The organism is Lentiprolixibacter sp. (assembly GCF_982873095.1).
Genome location: NZ_CEYNTP010000027.1, coordinates 1 through 17,533 on the forward strand (window position 1 = coordinate 1; position 17,533 = coordinate 17,533).

A 17,533-nucleotide genomic window follows, 5' to 3' on the forward strand; every position below is an offset into this window, starting at 1 on the left:
AAAAAACAGTTCATTTCGGCATGGGTGCAACAGCTGAAGCTAGCCGTTTAAAAGTAGTCTGGCCCAACTCGGAAGTCAGTATACTTGATGTAGCAAGCAGAGACACCCTGATCCAAGTTGCTTATTCCACTTCAGCATTACATGAGGAGGATGTTAATTACGATCCTGCGTCTTCATTGTTTACAGATATTACCGAAAAGGCAGGACTTGATTTTGTTCATCGTGAAAATAATCAGGTAGACTTTCATAAGCAATTCTTGTTGCCCCATCAACATTCTAAGCTAGGACCTGGGCTCGCCGTTGCAGATGTGAATGCTGATGGCCTTGATGATTGTTTTATAGGTGGGGCCAGGGGACAATCGGGTCAGCTTTTTTTACAGCAACCAGACGGATCTTTTAAAGCTTCTGATGAAATATTTGACCCTGAATATGAGGATATGGGGTGTCTGTTTTTTGATTACGATGGCGATGGGGACCAGGACCTTTATGTGGCTTCAGGCGGAACCTGGGCCAGCGGGCAATCCAAAGGGTACCAGGACCGTTTATATGAAAATAACGGAAAAGGGCAGTTTGCTTTAAACCCGGGGGTACTCCCCGAAATTCAGACGAGCACTGCATCTGTAAATGCGGGGGATTTTGACGGAGATGGAGATTTAGACCTGTTTGTAGGAGGTCGTGTTATCCCCGGAGCGTATCCTTTAAACCCTCCCAGTTTTCTTCTTGAAAACAACAACGGACAATTTGTAGACAGGGCTGGGGAACTAGCGCCTGAGTTATCGGCAATCGGTATGGTAAGCCAGGGACTCTGGACGGACTATGACGGGGATCACGACTTGGATTTGATAGTAGTGGGGGAGTGGATGCCTGTTTCCCTTTTACAAAACAATGAAGGAAGGTTCACCAACAGGACCAAAGAGCTGCAATTAACTGGATCTTCCGGATTTTGGAATAGTATCACTGCTACGGACGTAAATCAGGACGGTCGTGTGGATTATCTCCTTGGTAATCTGGGAGCAAACAATGCCTATCGCATATCACGGGACAGTCCATTGATCCTGCGAGCTAAAGATTTTGACCAGAATGGTTCGGTAGACCCGATATTGTTCAAGGAGTTTGTTGATGGTTATCACCCGGTGGCCTCTAGAGATGCATTTTTGAGCCAATTGCCCAATATGCGGCTAAAATACCCTAATTATGAAAGCTACGCTGGGGTAAGTCAGGATAATTTGTTTGATGATCCCAATGCCTGGGAGGATGGTCTGGAATATATATCTTATACGGCGCACCACGGATTTTTACTTAATCTAGGGAAGGATAGCCTAATTATGAATCAATTGCCAAATAATGCCCAGTTCTCACCTGTGTTCGGCACTTTGGCAATTGATATGGACCAGGATGCTGTTGAAGAAGTGCTGCTCAGCGGCAACCTATTTTCTAATAATGTGATAGATGGCCCCTTTTGCAGTTCCTTGGGTGCCATATTGAATTATGATGCTGAAACAATACAGGTATCCCGGGGGAATAAGGAAAATGGATTTTTACTGAGGGGAGACAGAAAGGCCCTGGGTGTAATAAAGATGGCCAATGGTCGCTTGGCTGTGATTTCAACTACCAATAATGGGAATGTATCACTATTGCAGTTAAATGCCAACCAGGATACCCTGGATTTCCAATCCTTGGAAACCAAGGCCGTTATCCGACTTGCCAATGGCAGGGAACTGCTTAGAGAAGCCTCCTATTGCTCGGGGTATCTATCTCAACACAGCCGGGTTGTCATCCTGCCCCCATCCTGGGAGGAGGTTACCTTTTATACGGCCAATGGTATAACACGGACTGTTAAGAACCTAAATCTATGAAGGTAAAGCACCTATTTATGGGATGTTTCCTGTTCCTGGGCCTTGCCTGTTCAAGCACAAACCGGTCAATTACAGACAAGCCCATAACTTTTGACGAAAACAGGGTTGTGCTAACCAGGGAATATTTACAGAATCGGTATGATCTGAAAACAGAAGGCATAGACATTATTCCAAAAATGATCGTATTGCACTGGACCGCAATACCTACCCTCGAAAAATCTTTTGAAGCCTTTGATCCCGTTCAACTCCCCGGATCCCGGCAGGATGTTCAAAGTGCCGGGGCGCTTAATGTCTCAGCCCATTTTCTGGTGGACAGGGACGGTACGATCTACCGACTGATGCCCGAAACTACCATGGCACGCCACGTCATAGGGTTGAACCACTGTGCCATAGGCATCGAGAATGTTGGGGGCACCGATGCAACCCCTTTGACCAGGGAACAATTGCGATCCAACATCTATCTGGTACGTTATTTGACCAAAAAATACGGTATAGACTATCTGATCGGGCATTATGAATACCCTCTTTTTGACGGGCATGAACTTTGGCTCGAAAAGGATGCGGGCTACCGCACCGAAAAGACCGATCCCGGTCAGGATTTCATGCGCAAGGTTCGCAAGGCCACCAAAGATTTAAATTTCAAACCTAATCCGAAATAAAATCAACCCAATGAAAAGAATCACATGCTTTATTATTTTTAGTCTTTCCTTACATCTGGTCGTGGCTCAGGATAGCTCCTTTACCACCTCCCTGTATAACACCTATGATACCTTTAAGGAGACCAGTCTGGACAAACGCAGGATAAAACACAGTGATCTACAGCCCCTGATAGAGCAGTGGCGTAAAGAATCCAGGGTGGAAGTAAACAAGGTAGGCACATCTATTGAGGGGCGTTCCCTGCATTTGCTGAGTATGGGTACGGGGGATACCGATGTCTTCCTGTGGTCCCAAATGCACGGCAATGAGCCCACGGCCACACAGGCCATATTCGACATCCTTAATTTTTTCGCCGGAACTTCATTTACAGAGGAAAAGCAGGAGATCCTTTCGCGCCTGCGTGTGCATTTCCTCCCCATGCTTAACCCCGATGGTGCCGAAGTCTTTCAACGGCGCAATACGCTGGGGATAGACATTAACCGCGATGCCCTTCGCCTGCAGTCACCAGAGGGACAAACCCTGAAAAAAGTACGGGATAGTCTGGATGCGGATTTCGGGTTTAACCTGCACGATCAAAGCACCTACTACAATGCAGAACGCACAGACAAGCCGGCTACCGTCTCCTATCTCGCACCGCCTTTCAACTATGAAAGGGACATTGACGAAAGCAGGGCAGCGGCCATGCAGGTAATCGTATTTATGAATAACATCATTCAGCAATATGCCCCGGGCCAGGTAGGTCGTTACAGCGATGATTTTGAGCCCCGCGCTTTTGGGGACAACATACAAAAATGGGGGACCAGTACCATCCTGATCGAGTCCGGGGGCTATCCCGGGGACAGGGAGAAACAAGAGATACGTAAATTGAATTATGTTTCTATCCTTTCCGCCCTGTATACCATTGCTAAAGGGAATTATAAGGATATCGCGATCGAGGATTATGAGAAGATCCCGGAAAACGACAGGAAGCTGTTCGACCTGAAAATTGAAAACGCGACCTATCCTTTGTTGGGAAAAGACTACATCATGGATATTGGCATCCATCGCCTTGAAGTAGATTTGGAAGATCACAATGATTTCTGGTACAGCAGCCGCATCATTGACCAGGGCGATCTGTCTACCTACTACGGATATGAAACCTTCAATGCGGAAGGGTACAGGGTGATTCCCGGAAAGGTTTTTCCCAAAGTACTTTCCAAAGTTAAGGATATGGAAGGCGAAGAATATATAAACTACCTTAAACAAGGGTACCTGTACTTTAGGATTTCAGAGTCTCTTGAGGTCACGTCCTATACTCCAGCGCCCTTTCATTTAATCAGTGAAGATTATAAAATTCCTGAATTTCGGCTTGAAGTGGGCAGGAACCCTACTTTTCTCCTTGAAAAAGATGGCAATTTCCAATATGCGGTCGTGAATGGATTTCTGATCGATTTGAATCAGGGTTGGAAAAGCATAGTTTTTTCCATCGGGTTGAACAAAATAAATGGAATGATCTACCGGTAATAAAAAACACCACCTGAGATCAGAGGTGGTGTTATGAGTAATTCAAAAACAATTCCGGGCTGTTAGTACCCAAAGCTAATATGTAAGTCGGGTGCATTCATGATCATGGCTACCAGCATGGTAAACAGGGTAAGCACGATTGAAGAAAAAACAGACAATACGATACTTTTCGACCATTTTGACAAGGACCCGATGGGACTCTCCTTTATGATTTGATTTAAAACATCCATAGCTTCATTTTTTAATTAAACAATACTCTTTTGGTTTTAGGATGTATTCAGTTGTTTTGTTTTTGGTGTTGTATGTATGTAACAATCCATTTTAAAAAAACCCTACCTGCAATCCTCTCAACAAAAAAAAGAGGACCCATCGGATCCTCTTTTCATATTGTTTCAATTCTGATCTTCTTATTCGCAGCCAGAAGTGAAGCCTGTGGCATCAAACTTCGTTTGTACAGCCCCTTGTCTTCCGTCATCGACTACCTGAATGGCCAGGTTGTTTTCGCCACTGCCATCCCGCTTTGGAGAACAGTACTCAAACAGGTAAAAACTATTGGCTTGCTGGGAAACGCGCAACGAGATGTCGTTAAAGGTAGTCTCCAGTTCTTCCTTGTTACTCGCGAAAACACTAAAGGTTTTACCGATAGCGCTAAGTACCTGGGTGTCTATCTCAGCGCCCAGGCCAATTGTGAAGAACGAGATATTGGGATCGGCGCGTTCCACGCTGTTCAGTGCCGAGGATTCCGTGTATCGCGAAGCCTGGTCGGTTCCGTCCGTGAACAAAACCACTGATGCCGCTCCAATAATATTATCTCCCAAACTTTCTGTCAGCAGGTCTTCTGCCAGGGCTGTGGACTTGATTACCGCCCCATAAAGGTCTGTGGAAGGATCATTGCTGATCTCTGGTGTAATTCCGTTTACGGCAGCGACCAGTTCCTCCTGAGAGGCCGAAAGTGGTTGCAAGAGGTGCAGTGTATCCTCGCCATCAAACCAGTAAATAGCCATGGTAAGAGATTCATTTGGCGTCGCAGGCATCACATTTTCAATGAAACTGACGGAGGCTGACTTCAACTCTTCCAGGCTGCTACTTAACACACTATTACTCAAATCCAGAACCAGAAGGGTATTGTTCCTGAATACCTGCGAATTGGGCGAGATCCTGGCAAAAGACTCAGAGGCCGAAATGGTATTAAAGCAATCGTCATTTCGTCCCTGTTCATAGATGGTAAACTGCGAAGCTTGTAATCCGGAGACCGGATTGCCCCCGGTATCTGAAACCTTGAACAGTATAGACACTTTTCCGGGGAGGCTGGTGAATTGTTCCTGTATGGAGAGGAGCAGTTCGTTTTCGCCAAGGTCCAGGCATTTGTCTACGGGCTGGCCTTTCCCAAGTCCGTCGGTATTAAAGTCAAAGCTTACATCGTCATCAGCATTGCCGCATGAAAACAGGAATACAATGGAAAACAGGAAGGTAAAAGAAAGATAGGATTTCATTTCAATAAGTGTTCGTTTCTTCCTGAAGAACGCACAAAAATTAAATTAAGTATAGTCTGGTGGAAACTTTCATAAGGACACATCAGAAATCCTGCTTTTTATTGTAAATTGAAAGGAAGTAAATTGATAAAAATATGTTGCGAGGTAGTGTAATTTTAATGGTTCTTTTTTTCGTCAGGGCTGGAGTTGGCCTTTACGCCCAGGACGATATACTCACCCGATTGGGTTATCCCGAAGATGCCCGTTTGCTGATTATCCATGCCGATGACCTGGGGGTATCCCATTCAGAGAATGTGGCCAGTATTTCCGGTATGGAAAAAGGCCAGGTAAATTCTGCAAGCATTATGGTCCCCTGTCCCTGGTTCCCTGAAATTGCCGCATATGCCAGGGAAAACCCAAAAGCTGATCTCGGCCTCCACCTGACCCTGAACAGCGAATGGCTTGGGTATAAATGGGGCCCGGTTTCATCACGAGATGCTGTGAGCAGCCTGATAAATGAACAGGGGTACTTTTACGCTTCTGTGGATAGCCTTCGTACCTACGGGAAGGCAAATGAGGTAGCCCTCGAACTTACCAACCAGGTAATTAAGGCGCTGGAGGCGGGGATCGACATTACCCATCTCGATGCCCATATGGGTGCCGCTGTGAGTACGCCTGAATTTATGGCTGCCTATTTGCGGGTAGGCCGTGCTTTTGACCTGCCGGTATTACTAGACAAGCGTGTATATGAAATGACAGCACCAGAAATACGAAACCTGATCGATGACCGCACCGTGATAATGGACAATATCTATTCCATGACACCGGCAGACTTCACTGCCGGGCCGGAACAATACTATAAAAGTTTACTTGCAGAATTACCTTCCGGCCTCAACTGCCTGTTGATTCATTTGGCCTATGAAGACGAAGAAATGAAGGCCGTTACCAAAGGTCATGATTACTGGGCCGCAGACTGGCGACAGGCCGATTCTGATTTTTTTCTGAGCGAGACTTGTCAAAACCTTATTGAGCAGGAGAATATCATCCTCATAAGCTGGAGGGAATTGAGGGACAAAATTACCCGAAGTAAATAGGAATTTTAACATTTCCTTTAAAGAATTCCCTAGGGTACCCCCCTTTTTTTTGATAATTTTAAAGGAAATCTCTGGAAAAACAACTTTCACCTAAAAATAACGAGTATGTCAACTTTTGAGTTAACGGTCAACGGGGTACAACATTCTGTTGATGTCAGTGAAGACACACCTTTGATGTGGGTCTTAAGGGATCATCTTGATCTCGTGGGGACAAAATACGGTTGCGGAATTGCGCAATGCGGAACGTGTACAGTACACGTGGATGGGATAGCACAAAGAAGTTGTGCCCTTAGTATAAAACAGGTTGCCGGAAAATCCATCACTACCATAGAAGGATTATCTGAAGACGGTTCCCACCCCGTCCAACAGGCCTGGAAGGAAGTCGATGTTCCTCAGTGCGGATACTGCCAGTCTGGACAAATCATGACAGCTGCCGCTTTCCTGGAACAGAACCCCAATCCAAGTGAAAATGAGATAAAAGCGGCAATGAACGGAAACCTCTGCCGCTGTGCTACGTATAACAGAATATACAGAGCGGTGGAAATTGCCGCATCTAAAATGGGATAAAATCAATTAAAGACAAGAACAATGGCAAATCAAAAACCTTCTTTATCATTTAGCAGAAGAGAATTCATGCGCACCAGTTCTTTGGCCGGAGGCGGCCTTTTAATTGGTTTTAATCTGTTCCAGGCATGTAAGCCTGAAGCCAAGGCACCTATCGATCTGGCGTCTTTGGATTACAACGATTTCAATGCCTTCATTAAAATCGCGGAAAACGGGGCAGTGACCATATTTTCTCCAAATCCGGAAATTGGGCAGAACGTGAAAACTTCCATGCCCATGATCATTGCAGAAGAACTCGATGTGGCCTGGGATATGGTCCATGTGGAGCAGGGTATCCTGGATACCGAAAACTATACCCGGCAGGTTGCGGGTGGTAGCCAGTCCATTAGGCAGGGCTGGGAGCCGCTGAGGCAAACCGGAGCAACAGCCAGGCAGATGCTGGTAAATGCTGCTGCAGCCAGGTGGGGGGTTGATCCCTCAGAGTGTACTACCAGTGAAGGGGTCATCACCAATGCAGCTGGCGATACGCTGGGTTACGGTGATGTTGTCACAGAAGCAGCACAACTTGAAATCCCGGAAGAAGTGAGCCTCAAAGAGATCAAGGATTTTAAGATCATTGGCAATGATGCCAGCAATGTCGACATAGACGAGATCGTTACAGGGAAACCCCTGTTTGGCCTGGATTACAAGGTTGACGGAATGGTCTATGCCGCAGTGGTAAGGCCACCGGCATTCGGACAACAGTTAAGTTCTTTTGATGCTGAGAAAGCCAAGTCCATGCCTGGCGTGCTTGATGTTATTACCATAGGTGAGAAAGCCAGGAATCTAATAGAGGCTAATCCTGGCATAACGCCTATTTTGAGCACGAGCGACAAAGTTGTGGTTATCGCTGAAACCACCTGGCAGGCGATGAAAGCTAAAGCAGCTGTTGAGGCGGAATGGGAGGATGCCACCAAACCGGAAAACTCAGAAGAACACGATAAGATATTAACGGACCTACTGGACGGTAAGAAATTTAACACCATGCGTTCTGATGGGAATGTTAAGAAAGCCTTTGCAGAGGCCGATCAGGTGCTGGAACGTACCTATGAATCGCCCTTCCTGCCTCACAACTGCATGGAACCGATGAATTTCTTTGCAGATATCAGTGAGGATAAAGTGCATTTGGTAGGACCTGTCCAGACACCAGAATGGAAGGCGGGTGCCGTTGCACAAATGCTGGGTAGGGAGCCCTCAGAAATCCTGCTGGAAATGACACGACAGGGAGGTGGCTTTGGACGTCGTCTCTATGGGGATTTTGTCCTTGAAGTTGCAGAAATTGCAGATGCTATCAGGAAACCGGTTAAAGTAGTATATACACGCGAGGATGACATGGCCGATGGTATCTACCGTATGGCTATTAAATACAGGATCAAGGCCGGGGTTAAAGACGGACAGGTTACTGCCTACCACCTTAAGGAGGCAGCGGTGAATTCCAATATGTATGGCCTGATCCCCAATTTCTTCCCTGCCGGATGTGTTGAAAATTATCAGGTGGACGTAGCCAAGTACGACAGTAATATCACCACTGGCGCATGGCGTGCCCCTTATACCAATTTCCTGGCCTATGCCGAACAAAATTTCTTTGATGAGCTGGCTGAGATGATGGAAGTAGACCGGGTGCAATTGCGACTGGACCTCCTGCAAAACGTTAAAGGAACTGAGGATGAACGCATTCAGTATTCCCCGGAACGTATGGAAAAGGTGATCAAGACCGTTGTGGAAAAATCCGGATGGGGAAAACAGCCGGAAGGCGTGTACCAGGGATTTGCAAATTACTACTGCCATAACAGCCATGTGGCGGAAGTAGCAGATGTGGTAATCGAGGATGGCAAGCCGGTAGTGAAAAAAGTTACCTGTGTGGTAGACTGCGGTATTGTCATCAACCCGCTTGGTGCCAAGAACCAGGCTGAAGGAGGGGTCATAGACGGTATCGGACATGCAATGTACGGAGAACTCAAATTTGAGGGAGGCCGGCCTACTGCGAACAATTTTAACCGCTACAGGATGATCCGAATGCAAGAGGCACCTCAGGTGGAGGTGCATTTCATGGAAAATGAATATGCACCAACCGGTTTGGGTGAACCTACCCTGCCACCAGCTGGAGGGGCTATTGCTAACGCCTTCAAGGCAGCGACAGGAAATCGTTTATACAAGCAACCTTTTAGCCAGTTCCCCGAACTGCTTAAAGTTCCAGAAAAGGAAATTATTGGATAAATGAACATTTTATTATTTGGAATAACCAAGGACATTGTAGGTGATGCTACTTTGTCCTTGTCTTCTTCTGAGGCCAGTGAAGTACATACAGTTGGGCAACTCAGAAATTATCTTACAGGTAATTACCCCGCAATGGGTGGATTGAGTTCCCTGGCGATCGCAGTGAACAGCGAGTATGCCGAAGATGAAAAAGAGATCAGTGCAACAGATGAAATAGCCCTAATACCCCCCGTTAGTGGAGGATAACAACCAGAAATATGCTGATAGATAACCATAATCGTATCATCAATTATCTTAGGTTGGCCGTTACAGACCGCTGCAACCTGCGCTGTAACTACTGTATGCCCTCAGAGGGTATCGACTTTGCCAAACGGGACAGGCTGTTGAGTATCTCAGAACTTTCAGAAGTAAGCCGTATACTGACCAGGATGGGGATTGATAAAATCAGGATTACCGGGGGTGAACCTTTTGTCAGGAAAGACCTGATAAAATTGCTCCGGGTGCTTTCTGAGATCGATTCCCTGAAGGATATATCGGTTACCACCAATGCCACCTTGATCGGACCTTTTATCGATGAACTCAAAGCTTTGGGCATTACCAATGTCAATGTCAGTATGGACGCCATTAACCGGGACACCTTTGAACGGATTACCCGTCGCGATGTCTATGATACGGTTCACCAAAACCTGATGCGGCTCATTACTGAAGGGTTCAATGTACGGATCAATTGCATTGTCCTCGAAGGCCAGAATGAGCAGGATATTCTACCTATGCTGGACCTGCAGAAGCATTATGACGTTTCGGTACGTTTTCTAGAGGAAATGCCTTTTAACGGAGGAACAAAAGACTTCAATGCCCTCAAATGGAACTATAAAGGTATCCTGAACTACATTCAGGAAGCCTACCCGGAAGTGGAAAAGCTGGAAGACCCTCCATCTTCTACCTCGCTGAATTACAAGATTCCTGGCCACAAAGGTAGTTTTGGTATCATTCCCTCTTTTAGTCGCACCTTTTGCGGGAGTTGTAACCGTCTGAGGGTTACGGCAACCGGAGATGTCATCACCTGCCTCTACGGCAAACCCAAAATGAACCTAAGGGATATGTTGCGCATTGGCAATTCACCTCAGGAACTTGAAGAGGCCATTCGATCTGTTATCGGTGCGAGAGCAAAAACTGGTCATGAAGCCCAGCAGGAGTACCAGCAGGTATTTTCCAATTCTATGACCTCAATAGGAGGTTGATATTAAATCGCTATTATGAAAAAGACGCTTGTAAAAGATGTACCTCCCTTGTATGGCCTGGTGTTGGCCGGGGGCAAAAGTACCCGAATGGGGCAGGATAAGCGTTTGTTGGAATACCACGGACAGCCTCAGGCCGAATTTTTGTATGCTCTTCTGGAAACCCACTGCGAAAAGACATTTATGAGCCTACGTGCTGACCAGCATGATCCTACCCGAAGGGATCATCAGGTTATTTTGGATCAGGACCATTATCGTGGGCCTTTCAATGGCCTCCTGAGTGCGCATGCGGAATACCCTGGAGTAGCCTGGCTGGTTTTGGCATGTGACCTCCCACTGATCAATAATGACACGATTACCCGATTGGTTAAAGCCCGAGATCCGTTAGCTACAGGTACCGCCATGGCAACGAGAAAAAGCAACCTGCCGGAGCCGCTTGTGGCGATCTGGGAGCCTGCAGGCCTGGCAACAGCAATAACATATTTGAAAACCGCGGAGAGCAGCTGCCCAAGGAAATTCTTAATCAATCATAATTGTAAATTAGTATATCCCGGAGGCGATCAGGAATTGTTAAATGCCAACAACCCGGAAGAATTTAAAGAAGCTTTGGCCATAATACAAGCAGATTGAAATCCAGGCGATATATAAAACAGATACAGCTCCACGAATTTGGGAGAGAAGGCCAGCAAAGGCTGAAGAATGCCGCAGTGCTTGTTGTAGGTTTGGGAGGGCTTGGTATTCCCGTAATCCAATACCTCAATGCCATGGGCATTGGCCGCCTGGGGCTTGTTGACCGGGACAAGGTGGATATCAGCAACCTGCATAGGCAGGTGTTGTATGATGAGGCCGATATAGGCCAACCCAAAGTGACAGTCTGTATCCGGAAACTTAGTGCTCAGAATCCTGAAACCCGACTGGAAGGCCATAATGCCTTCCTTAGTCCGGAAAACGCCCTGGATATCATGGCATCCTATGATCTTATCGTGGATGCATCTGATAATTTTCCCACGCGATACCTGATAAATGACGCCTGTGTATTACTAAACAAACCTTTTGTTTATGGTGCACTACATGGATTTGAGGGTCAGGTTTCGGTTTTTAATTTTAACGGGGGGCCCACCTACCGTTGTTTATTTCCAGATATGCCCGGCATGTCTGAAGTACCTAATTGCGATGAAAATGGTGTGTTGGGGATCTTACCGGGGATTGTAGGGAATTTTCAGGCCCTGGAAGCAGTAAAGGTGATAACCGGCAAAGGTGATCCCCTGTCAGGAAAGTTGTTGCTGTATAACGGATTGAATTCGTCATTGCACAAGATTTCATTTCCTTTAAAGCCCGAAAACCTGAACATAACTGGTCTAAGAGATGCCTATCAAATTCCGTCCTGTCCGGCAGATCAGGAAATCGACGCCTTATCCCTTGTGGAACAATTAAAATCTGATGCTTCGGGTACCCTAATAGACGTGAGAAGCACTTCCGAATATCAATTACACCCCATTTCAAAGGGTATTAATATTCCCCTTGCCCAGTTGGAAAAAGAACCTATACCGCTGGAGAAGGGCCAGAACGTGTATCTCATTTGCCAGAGCGGAGTACGCAGCTTGCAGGCTAAGGCAATGCTGGAGTCTCTTTATCCGGGCATTAATTTTATTAATGTACGCGGAGGCTTGGATCAGCTGCAGTCAGAGAAGATCAAAGTATAAAAGTTTCACATCAAACCAATGATAAGTTATCAGCAGGCTTTAAAAACAGTGCTTAATTCCCTGAAGGACTATGGCGTGGAGACTGTTCCTTTAAAAGAGGCTGTTGGACGTGTGCTGGCTGAGGACGTAAGGGCCGACCGGGATTTTCCTCCTTTCGACAGGGCCACCAAAGACGGTATAACACTTAATTACCAGGCAGTAGAAAACGGCAGAAAAGCCTTTGAGGTCATTAAGGTACTACCTGCCGGTGCTCCGGCTACGGTCCTTGAAGACCAGGAGGCTTGCATGGAAATCATGACGGGGGCTGTGGTTCCCTATGATGCGGATACGGTTGTGATGTATGAAGAACTGGATCTTGAAAATGGAATCGCGAGATTGAAATCCCTGCCTAAAAAGGGGCAGAATATCCATTATCGAGGAAGCGATACGAAAAAGGGTGCGGTATTGCTTGCGGCCAATACCAGGATTAGCGCTGCGGGAATTGGCGTGCTGGCATCAGTCGGTAAGGCCGAGGTAGCTGTAAAACGCCTACCTAAGGTGGCGGTCATCTCAACTGGTAACGAGTTAGTGGATATCGATATTATCCCCGAAACCCATCAAATACGGAGATCAAACTCCTATTCCCTTCAGGCATGCCTCAGGGAGGACGGAATAGACCCCATGCTCCTCCATTTACCTGACGACAAGGACATCATTGGTCAGAAACTGAATTACCTTGTCGATGAATTTGATTTGCTTATTCTTAGTGGTGGTGTATCAAAGGGTAAGTATGACTACCTGCCGGAAGTCTTGCAGCATCTTGGGGTAAAGAAAGCTTTTCATGGTGTGATGCAGCGTCCGGGCAAACCCTTTTGGTTCGGAAACCATCCGGAAAACAACACCCTGGTATTTTCATTTCCCGGAAATCCGGTGTCCACCTTTGCCAATTATCATCTGTATTTCAGGACCTGGCTGAACAGTTCTTTGGGGCTGGAAATTAAAGCGCAAACTGCAATGCTGGGCACAGCTATCCCACTAACCAGTACACTAACGCACTTTATTCGCGTCCGTTTAAAATGGGAACAAAGCGCATTAAAGGCTGTTCCCGTAGTGGAAAACGGTTCGGGAGATTTGGTTTCTCTGGCATTGGCTGACGGATTTGTATGCTTGGCGCCCAATGAATTGGGCTACTCAAAAGGGGAGGTGGTTCCCTTTATTCCAATTAAACCCTTGTGTCTATGACTCATGAACTCAAAAGGATTGTAAAGGCCTTTGAAATGGCCCTGACAGAAAAAAAGCGGGTGGTGCTGGCTACAGTGGTCCACGTGGAAGGATCTTCCTACCGCAGGCCTGGTGTGCAGATGTTGATTGATGAAAGCGGACATATGACAGGGGCTGTGAGTGGGGGATGTGTAGAAAAGGAAGTGAACAGGCAGGCACAGGAAGTTTTTGAAAACGATGTTCCAAAGATCATGACCTATGATGGCAGGTACCGCCTGGGATGTGAGGGGATTCTTTATATCCTGATAGAACCCTTTGCACCTGAAAAGGACTGGATAAATGCATTCTGGGAAGCGGTTAAAACAAGGGCAGAGTTGGAATTTACAAGTCAATTTCGCCTGGAAGTAGGTGCAGATCAGAGGTATGGCAGTACAATGCTATTTCCTGCGGGTCAAAAAGGGCTAAGGCCCGGTTTAAATATGGATCCTGACCTGTTAACTTTTTCAACCCGATTCAAACCCTGTTTCAAACTTATCATTGTCGGGGCAGAACACGATGCGGTAAAACTTTGTGGATTTGCAGCTATGATGGGGTGGGAGGTTACTGTGGTGACCGTCCCAACTGAGCAAAAAACAATTGAGGATTTTCCGGGAGCGCATGACTTCCTTACCGTAACTCCTGAGGCTTTCCAGGCCGAAGGCATAGATTCAGAAACAGCGGTGATCCTGATGACGCACAGCTTTGCCAAAGACCTTGCTTACCTGCTGGCCATTAAGCAAACCCGTCCGGCCTATTTGGGCCTTCTCGGACCGGCGAATCGCAGGGAAAAACTCATGGATGCCCTGATCGAGCGATATCCCGAAGTTTCAGAATCCTTCCTGGAAAGCATTTATGGCCCTGCCGGACTCAATCTTGGCAGTGAGACCCCGGAAGAAATAGCTATCTCCGTGCTGTCTGAAATTTTGGCCATCATTCGGGATAAAACACCCATGCGCCTGCGAGACAAGAAGGGGACGATCCACAGCTAATGCAAGATCATATTGCCATACTCATCCTTGCTGCTGGTTCTGCCACCCGTATGGGGGAACCCAAACAACTGCTCCCCTTTAAAGGGACTACTTTATTGGGCCATGTGATCCATACTTCAAGCAAACTCAATCTGGGTGCCCCCTTTGTTGTGCTCGGTGCAGAGGCTGAAGAAATTAAGCTACAACATGCCGATAGCCCGGCAGAATGGTTGGTAAATCGATCATGGCAGGAAGGCATGGGAACTTCCATTGTATCCGGGTTAAAGGCCATAATTCAACAACGGCCTGAACTGCCGGCTGTATTGATCCTGCTGGCGGACCAACCCCTTATTTCTGCTGAATATTTAGGAGAAATGCTACTTGCCTTTCAAAACGAGGAAGTTGCCCTTGTAGCTACACAGTACAGGGAAGGGCCAGGTGTCCCTGTTCTGATAGGTAAATCCCTGTTCCCTGAAATACTTGACCTGAAAGGGGATCAGGGTGCCCGTAAAATTTTGCTAAAACATGCTCACCAAGCAAAACTCTTGCTCAATGCAACCGGGGTTGTTGACATAGACTATCCTGAAGATTACCTCAAACTGAGGAAGTCGGAATAGGTGCTTTATGAGCCTTGGTGGTTCATACTTTCTTTACACCATTATACTATTCAATTTTACCCTGCGTTTATGCTTTGATTAAACCTTTTGAAAAAAGCAACGTCTTAGCAATAAAAATGTCCCATGAAAAACCTTTTTAACCTCAGAAATCAATTACTACTGCTCATTGGCCTCTTTTCTGTAATTACCCTGACGTCCCAGGAAGCAACAGTATCTGCTGCCGACGATGATATCAGTGAAAACCTGGACCTGGAAGCTGTGGCTTCTGTATTTGCAGATTCCAAAGATCTTGCCGAGTTTGAGGAGCGCCTCAATGACCCGGAATTACAGATCTCTAACCTCGACCTGAATGAGGATAGCTATGTGGATTATTTACGCGTAATGGAATCTGCAGAGGGTACTACCCATGTGGTGGCTATACAGGCTGTCCTAGGAGACGACCTTTACCAGGATGTAGCCACTATTGAACTTGAAAATACCAATGATGATGTTCGTGTTCAGATTGTGGGTGATGTGTACCTGTTTGGACCCGGTGTGATCGTTGAACCTGTTTATGCCTACCGTCCCATAATTTTCGGGATCTTCTGGAGGCCCTTCTACAGGCCCTATCGGTCAGTATATTACTGGGGATATTATCCTCGATTTTTCAGGCCCTGGAGACCCTTCCGCACCCGGGTTTATCGTACAAACGTTCATGTTCATGTAAATGTAAAGCACGTATACCACAGAACAACTGTAAGAAGGAGTACCCGGGCCGTAACTGTGCATAAGAGCGTGAGGCGTAATGATTACGCTGTCCGATATCCTGAAAGATCCTACACGCAACGGGTAACCACTACTACAAGGAGTAATGGGAGCACTGCGCGTACCAGGACCGTTAAACAAGCTGATGGCGATGTCATTAGGACTACAGGGGTAAACCGCGCTGACGGCACTAAGAAAAGGGCTGTCGGAGTAAATAAAGCAGACGGCACGCAGAAAAGAGCTGTGGGAGTTAACCAGGCTGATGGTGATAAATACCGCGCGGCAGGTGTTAAGACTTCAGACGGCACTAAAAAACGTGTTGCCGGGGTAAACAAATCAGACGGCACGAAAAAACGGGTGGCCTCAGTTAAGAATCCGGATGGTTCGGGCAGAACAGTCGCAGTGAAGAAGAATCCTAACGGTTCCCGTTCTGCGGTTTCGGTCAAGAAAAATGCCGATGGAACCAAATCTGTGAAAAAAAGCAGGAAATCGGCAAAGAAGTCCCGCAAGAAAACAAAAAAGACAAAAAGGAGTAGCTCCAGAAGGAATTAGTATTTTGTATTTATCAATTTGAAAGACTCCGGCCTAAACTCCGGAGTTTTTTAGTTCCAAATAGTGTATTTTTAGCCTAATCAACTAATTCCTGATTAAAATGCGCAACAACATATTTTTTTATGCCTTGCTCTTTCTGTGTGCACTATCATCTTCTGGGCAGGAAATGTCCTTTGAGGAGTATTCTCCAACCAGTACCCTTGTAATTCCCGGTAAGGAAGTGCCTAGTTCCAGGTTTCCTTTTGTGGATATCCATAGCCACCAGTTCCGGATGGCTACACAGGATTTATCAGAGCTTATTGCCGATATGGATAAGCTAAATATGGCCGTAATGGTTAATCTCAGCGGGCGAACAGGGGAACAACTTAAACAGGCAGTGGATAACGTAAACCGCAATTATCCCAATCGTTTTGTGGTTTTTGCCAATATTAATTTCGAGGGGATTGGGACGCCCGGATGGACAGATAAAGCCGTTAAGCAATTAGAGGCAGATGTAGAAAACGGGGCAAGGGGCCTGAAAATATATAAAAGCCTGGGTTTGCGCCATCGGGATGTTCAGGGGAATCGGGTAGCGGTCGATGATAAACGACTGGATCCCATCTGGGCCAAATGCGGGGAATTGGGGATTCCTGTACTCATCCACTCTGCCGACCCCAAATCATTCTGGGATCCGATGGACAGCAAAAACGAGCGCTGGCTGGAACTCAAGACCCGACCGCGCCGAAAAAGGTCTGACAATGACCCAGCACCCTGGCAACAGATCATTGATGAACAGCACCGGGTATTTAAGAGGCATCCAAAGACCAACTTTATCAATGCACATATGGGTTGGTATGCAAATGATCTAGCACGGTTGGGAGTGTTATTGGACGAGATCCCGAATATGTATGTTGAAATCGGTGCTGTTATTGCGGAACTTGGCAGACAGCCGAGAAATGCCTTGAGATTTTTTGAAAAATACCAGGATAGGATACTTTTTGGAAAAGATTCCTATAAAACTAAGGAATACCCTACATACTTCCGGGTCCTGGAAACAGATGATGAGTACTTTCCCTATTACAAAAGATACC

General features: G+C 46.5%; 17 protein-coding genes. 15 read left to right on the top strand and 2 right to left on the bottom strand.

The annotated features are described in order from the left end of the window. The 3 genes from AC4E7D_RS03290 to AC4E7D_RS03300 all read left to right on the top strand — a co-directional run. Positions 1–1,856, top strand: a 1,856-nt coding sequence (locus tag AC4E7D_RS03290) for an FG-GAP-like repeat-containing protein (RefSeq protein ID WP_490172381.1), incomplete at its 5' end; no start/stop codon positions are given. Further along, on the top strand, positions 1,853–2,515 hold the full coding sequence (locus AC4E7D_RS03295) for a peptidoglycan recognition protein family protein (protein WP_490172382.1): 663 nt from the start codon (positions 1,853–1,855) through the stop codon (positions 2,513–2,515). The genes AC4E7D_RS03290 and AC4E7D_RS03295, both read left to right, overlap by 4 nt. Positions 2,516–2,525: 10 nt before the next feature. Continuing rightward, a complete protein-coding gene (locus tag AC4E7D_RS03300; RefSeq protein ID WP_490172383.1) occupies positions 2,526–4,016 on the top strand; it encodes a M14 family zinc carboxypeptidase in 1,491 nt (496 codons plus the stop codon). A gap of 62 nt (positions 4,017–4,078) precedes the next feature. Here the strand turns inward: AC4E7D_RS03300 and AC4E7D_RS03305 are convergent, their stop codons facing one another. Together AC4E7D_RS03305 and AC4E7D_RS03310 are read right to left on the bottom strand one after the other, a co-directional pair. After that, complete coding sequence (locus AC4E7D_RS03305) at positions 4,079–4,246, bottom strand: hypothetical protein (RefSeq protein WP_490172384.1); 168 nt, start codon at positions 4,244–4,246, stop codon at positions 4,079–4,081. A gap of 177 nt (positions 4,247–4,423) precedes the next feature. Continuing rightward, the gene (locus AC4E7D_RS03310) at positions 4,424–5,509 is read right to left on the bottom strand and encodes a vWA domain-containing protein (protein ID WP_490172385.1); all 1,086 of its coding nucleotides are present in this window, start codon (positions 5,507–5,509) and stop codon (positions 4,424–4,426) included. A gap of 134 nt (positions 5,510–5,643) precedes the next feature. Here AC4E7D_RS03310 and AC4E7D_RS03315 point away from each other — a divergent pair, with 134 nt between their 5' ends. The 12 genes from AC4E7D_RS03315 to AC4E7D_RS03370 form a co-directional block, all read left to right on the top strand. Beyond that, positions 5,644–6,582, top strand: coding sequence for a polysaccharide deacetylase family protein (locus AC4E7D_RS03315; protein ID WP_490172386.1), 939 nt, complete (start codon positions 5,644–5,646; stop codon positions 6,580–6,582). Between the two features lie 105 nt (positions 6,583–6,687). Beyond that, positions 6,688–7,149, top strand: coding sequence for a (2Fe-2S)-binding protein (locus AC4E7D_RS03320; RefSeq protein WP_490172387.1), 462 nt, complete (start codon positions 6,688–6,690; stop codon positions 7,147–7,149). 66 nt (positions 7,150–7,215) lie between these two features. Further along, on the top strand, positions 7,216–9,402 hold the full coding sequence (locus AC4E7D_RS03325; protein ID WP_490172388.1) for a xanthine dehydrogenase family protein molybdopterin-binding subunit: 2,187 nt from the start codon (positions 7,216–7,218) through the stop codon (positions 9,400–9,402). Next, positions 9,403–9,648: a MoaD/ThiS family protein gene (locus AC4E7D_RS03330; RefSeq protein ID WP_490172389.1), complete on the top strand. Its 246-nt coding sequence runs from the start codon at positions 9,403–9,405 to the stop codon at positions 9,646–9,648. 11 nt (positions 9,649–9,659) lie between these two features. Continuing rightward, the gene (gene moaA, locus AC4E7D_RS03335) at positions 9,660–10,643 is read left to right on the top strand and encodes a GTP 3',8-cyclase MoaA (RefSeq protein ID WP_490172390.1); all 984 of its coding nucleotides are present in this window, start codon (positions 9,660–9,662) and stop codon (positions 10,641–10,643) included. Positions 10,644–10,658: 15 nt separating this feature from the next. Continuing rightward, complete coding sequence (locus AC4E7D_RS03340) at positions 10,659–11,270, top strand: NTP transferase domain-containing protein (protein ID WP_490172391.1); 612 nt, start codon at positions 10,659–10,661, stop codon at positions 11,268–11,270. Then, positions 11,267–12,343 carry a ThiF family adenylyltransferase gene (locus tag AC4E7D_RS03345; RefSeq protein ID WP_490172392.1) on the top strand — a complete coding sequence of 359 codons (1,077 nt, stop codon included), beginning with the start codon at positions 11,267–11,269 and terminating at the stop codon, positions 12,341–12,343. The genes AC4E7D_RS03340 and AC4E7D_RS03345 overlap by 4 nt, the downstream gene beginning before the upstream one ends. 18 nt (positions 12,344–12,361) lie before the next feature. Further along, positions 12,362–13,564 carry a molybdopterin molybdotransferase MoeA gene (locus AC4E7D_RS03350; RefSeq protein WP_490172393.1) on the top strand — a complete coding sequence of 401 codons (1,203 nt, stop codon included), beginning with the start codon at positions 12,362–12,364 and terminating at the stop codon, positions 13,562–13,564. Next, entirely contained in the window at positions 13,561–14,571 is a 1,011-nt protein-coding gene (locus AC4E7D_RS03355; RefSeq protein WP_490172394.1) for an XdhC family protein, read from the top strand. The genes AC4E7D_RS03350 and AC4E7D_RS03355 overlap by 4 nt, the downstream gene beginning before the upstream one ends. Beyond that, a complete protein-coding gene (locus AC4E7D_RS03360; protein ID WP_490172395.1) occupies positions 14,571–15,167 on the top strand; it encodes a nucleotidyltransferase family protein in 597 nt (198 codons plus the stop codon). Before AC4E7D_RS03355 ends, AC4E7D_RS03360 begins: the two co-directional genes overlap by 1 nt. A gap of 123 nt (positions 15,168–15,290) precedes the next feature. Beyond that, entirely contained in the window at positions 15,291–16,463 is a 1,173-nt protein-coding gene (locus AC4E7D_RS03365; RefSeq protein ID WP_490172396.1) for a hypothetical protein, read from the top strand. 100 nt (positions 16,464–16,563) lie between these two features. Next, positions 16,564–17,533 (top strand): amidohydrolase family protein (locus tag AC4E7D_RS03370; RefSeq protein ID WP_490172397.1); only part of this gene is annotated, 970 nt, incomplete at its 3' end.

What these genes read in the sequence shown, in the direction of transcription:
- AC4E7D_RS03315 (WP_490172386.1), top strand. Translation starts at nt 5,644, where the DNA reads ATGTTGCGAGGTAGTGTAATTTTAATGGTTCTTTTTTTCGTCAGGGCT.
- AC4E7D_RS03310 (WP_490172385.1), bottom strand. Translation starts at nt 5,509, where the DNA reads ATGAAATCCTATCTTTCTTTTACCTTCCTGTTTTCCATTGTATTCCTG.
- moaA (WP_490172390.1), top strand. Translation starts at nt 9,660, where the DNA reads ATGCTGATAGATAACCATAATCGTATCATCAATTATCTTAGGTTGGCC.
- AC4E7D_RS03340 (WP_490172391.1), top strand. Translation starts at nt 10,659, where the DNA reads ATGAAAAAGACGCTTGTAAAAGATGTACCTCCCTTGTATGGCCTGGTG.
- AC4E7D_RS03330 (WP_490172389.1), top strand. Translation starts at nt 9,403, where the DNA reads ATGAACATTTTATTATTTGGAATAACCAAGGACATTGTAGGTGATGCT.
- AC4E7D_RS03300 (WP_490172383.1), top strand. Translation starts at nt 2,526, where the DNA reads ATGAAAAGAATCACATGCTTTATTATTTTTAGTCTTTCCTTACATCTG.
- AC4E7D_RS03355 (WP_490172394.1), top strand. Translation starts at nt 13,561, where the DNA reads ATGACTCATGAACTCAAAAGGATTGTAAAGGCCTTTGAAATGGCCCTG.
- AC4E7D_RS03365 (WP_490172396.1), top strand. Translation starts at nt 15,291, where the DNA reads ATGAAAAACCTTTTTAACCTCAGAAATCAATTACTACTGCTCATTGGC.
- AC4E7D_RS03360 (WP_490172395.1), top strand. Translation starts at nt 14,571, where the DNA reads ATGCAAGATCATATTGCCATACTCATCCTTGCTGCTGGTTCTGCCACC.
- AC4E7D_RS03325 (WP_490172388.1), top strand. Translation starts at nt 7,216, where the DNA reads ATGCGCACCAGTTCTTTGGCCGGAGGCGGCCTTTTAATTGGTTTTAAT.
- AC4E7D_RS03320 (WP_490172387.1), top strand. Translation starts at nt 6,688, where the DNA reads ATGTCAACTTTTGAGTTAACGGTCAACGGGGTACAACATTCTGTTGAT.
- AC4E7D_RS03295 (WP_490172382.1), top strand. Translation starts at nt 1,853, where the DNA reads ATGAAGGTAAAGCACCTATTTATGGGATGTTTCCTGTTCCTGGGCCTT.
- AC4E7D_RS03305 (WP_490172384.1), bottom strand. Translation starts at nt 4,246, where the DNA reads ATGGATGTTTTAAATCAAATCATAAAGGAGAGTCCCATCGGGTCCTTG.
- AC4E7D_RS03350 (WP_490172393.1), top strand. Translation starts at nt 12,362, where the DNA reads ATGATAAGTTATCAGCAGGCTTTAAAAACAGTGCTTAATTCCCTGAAG.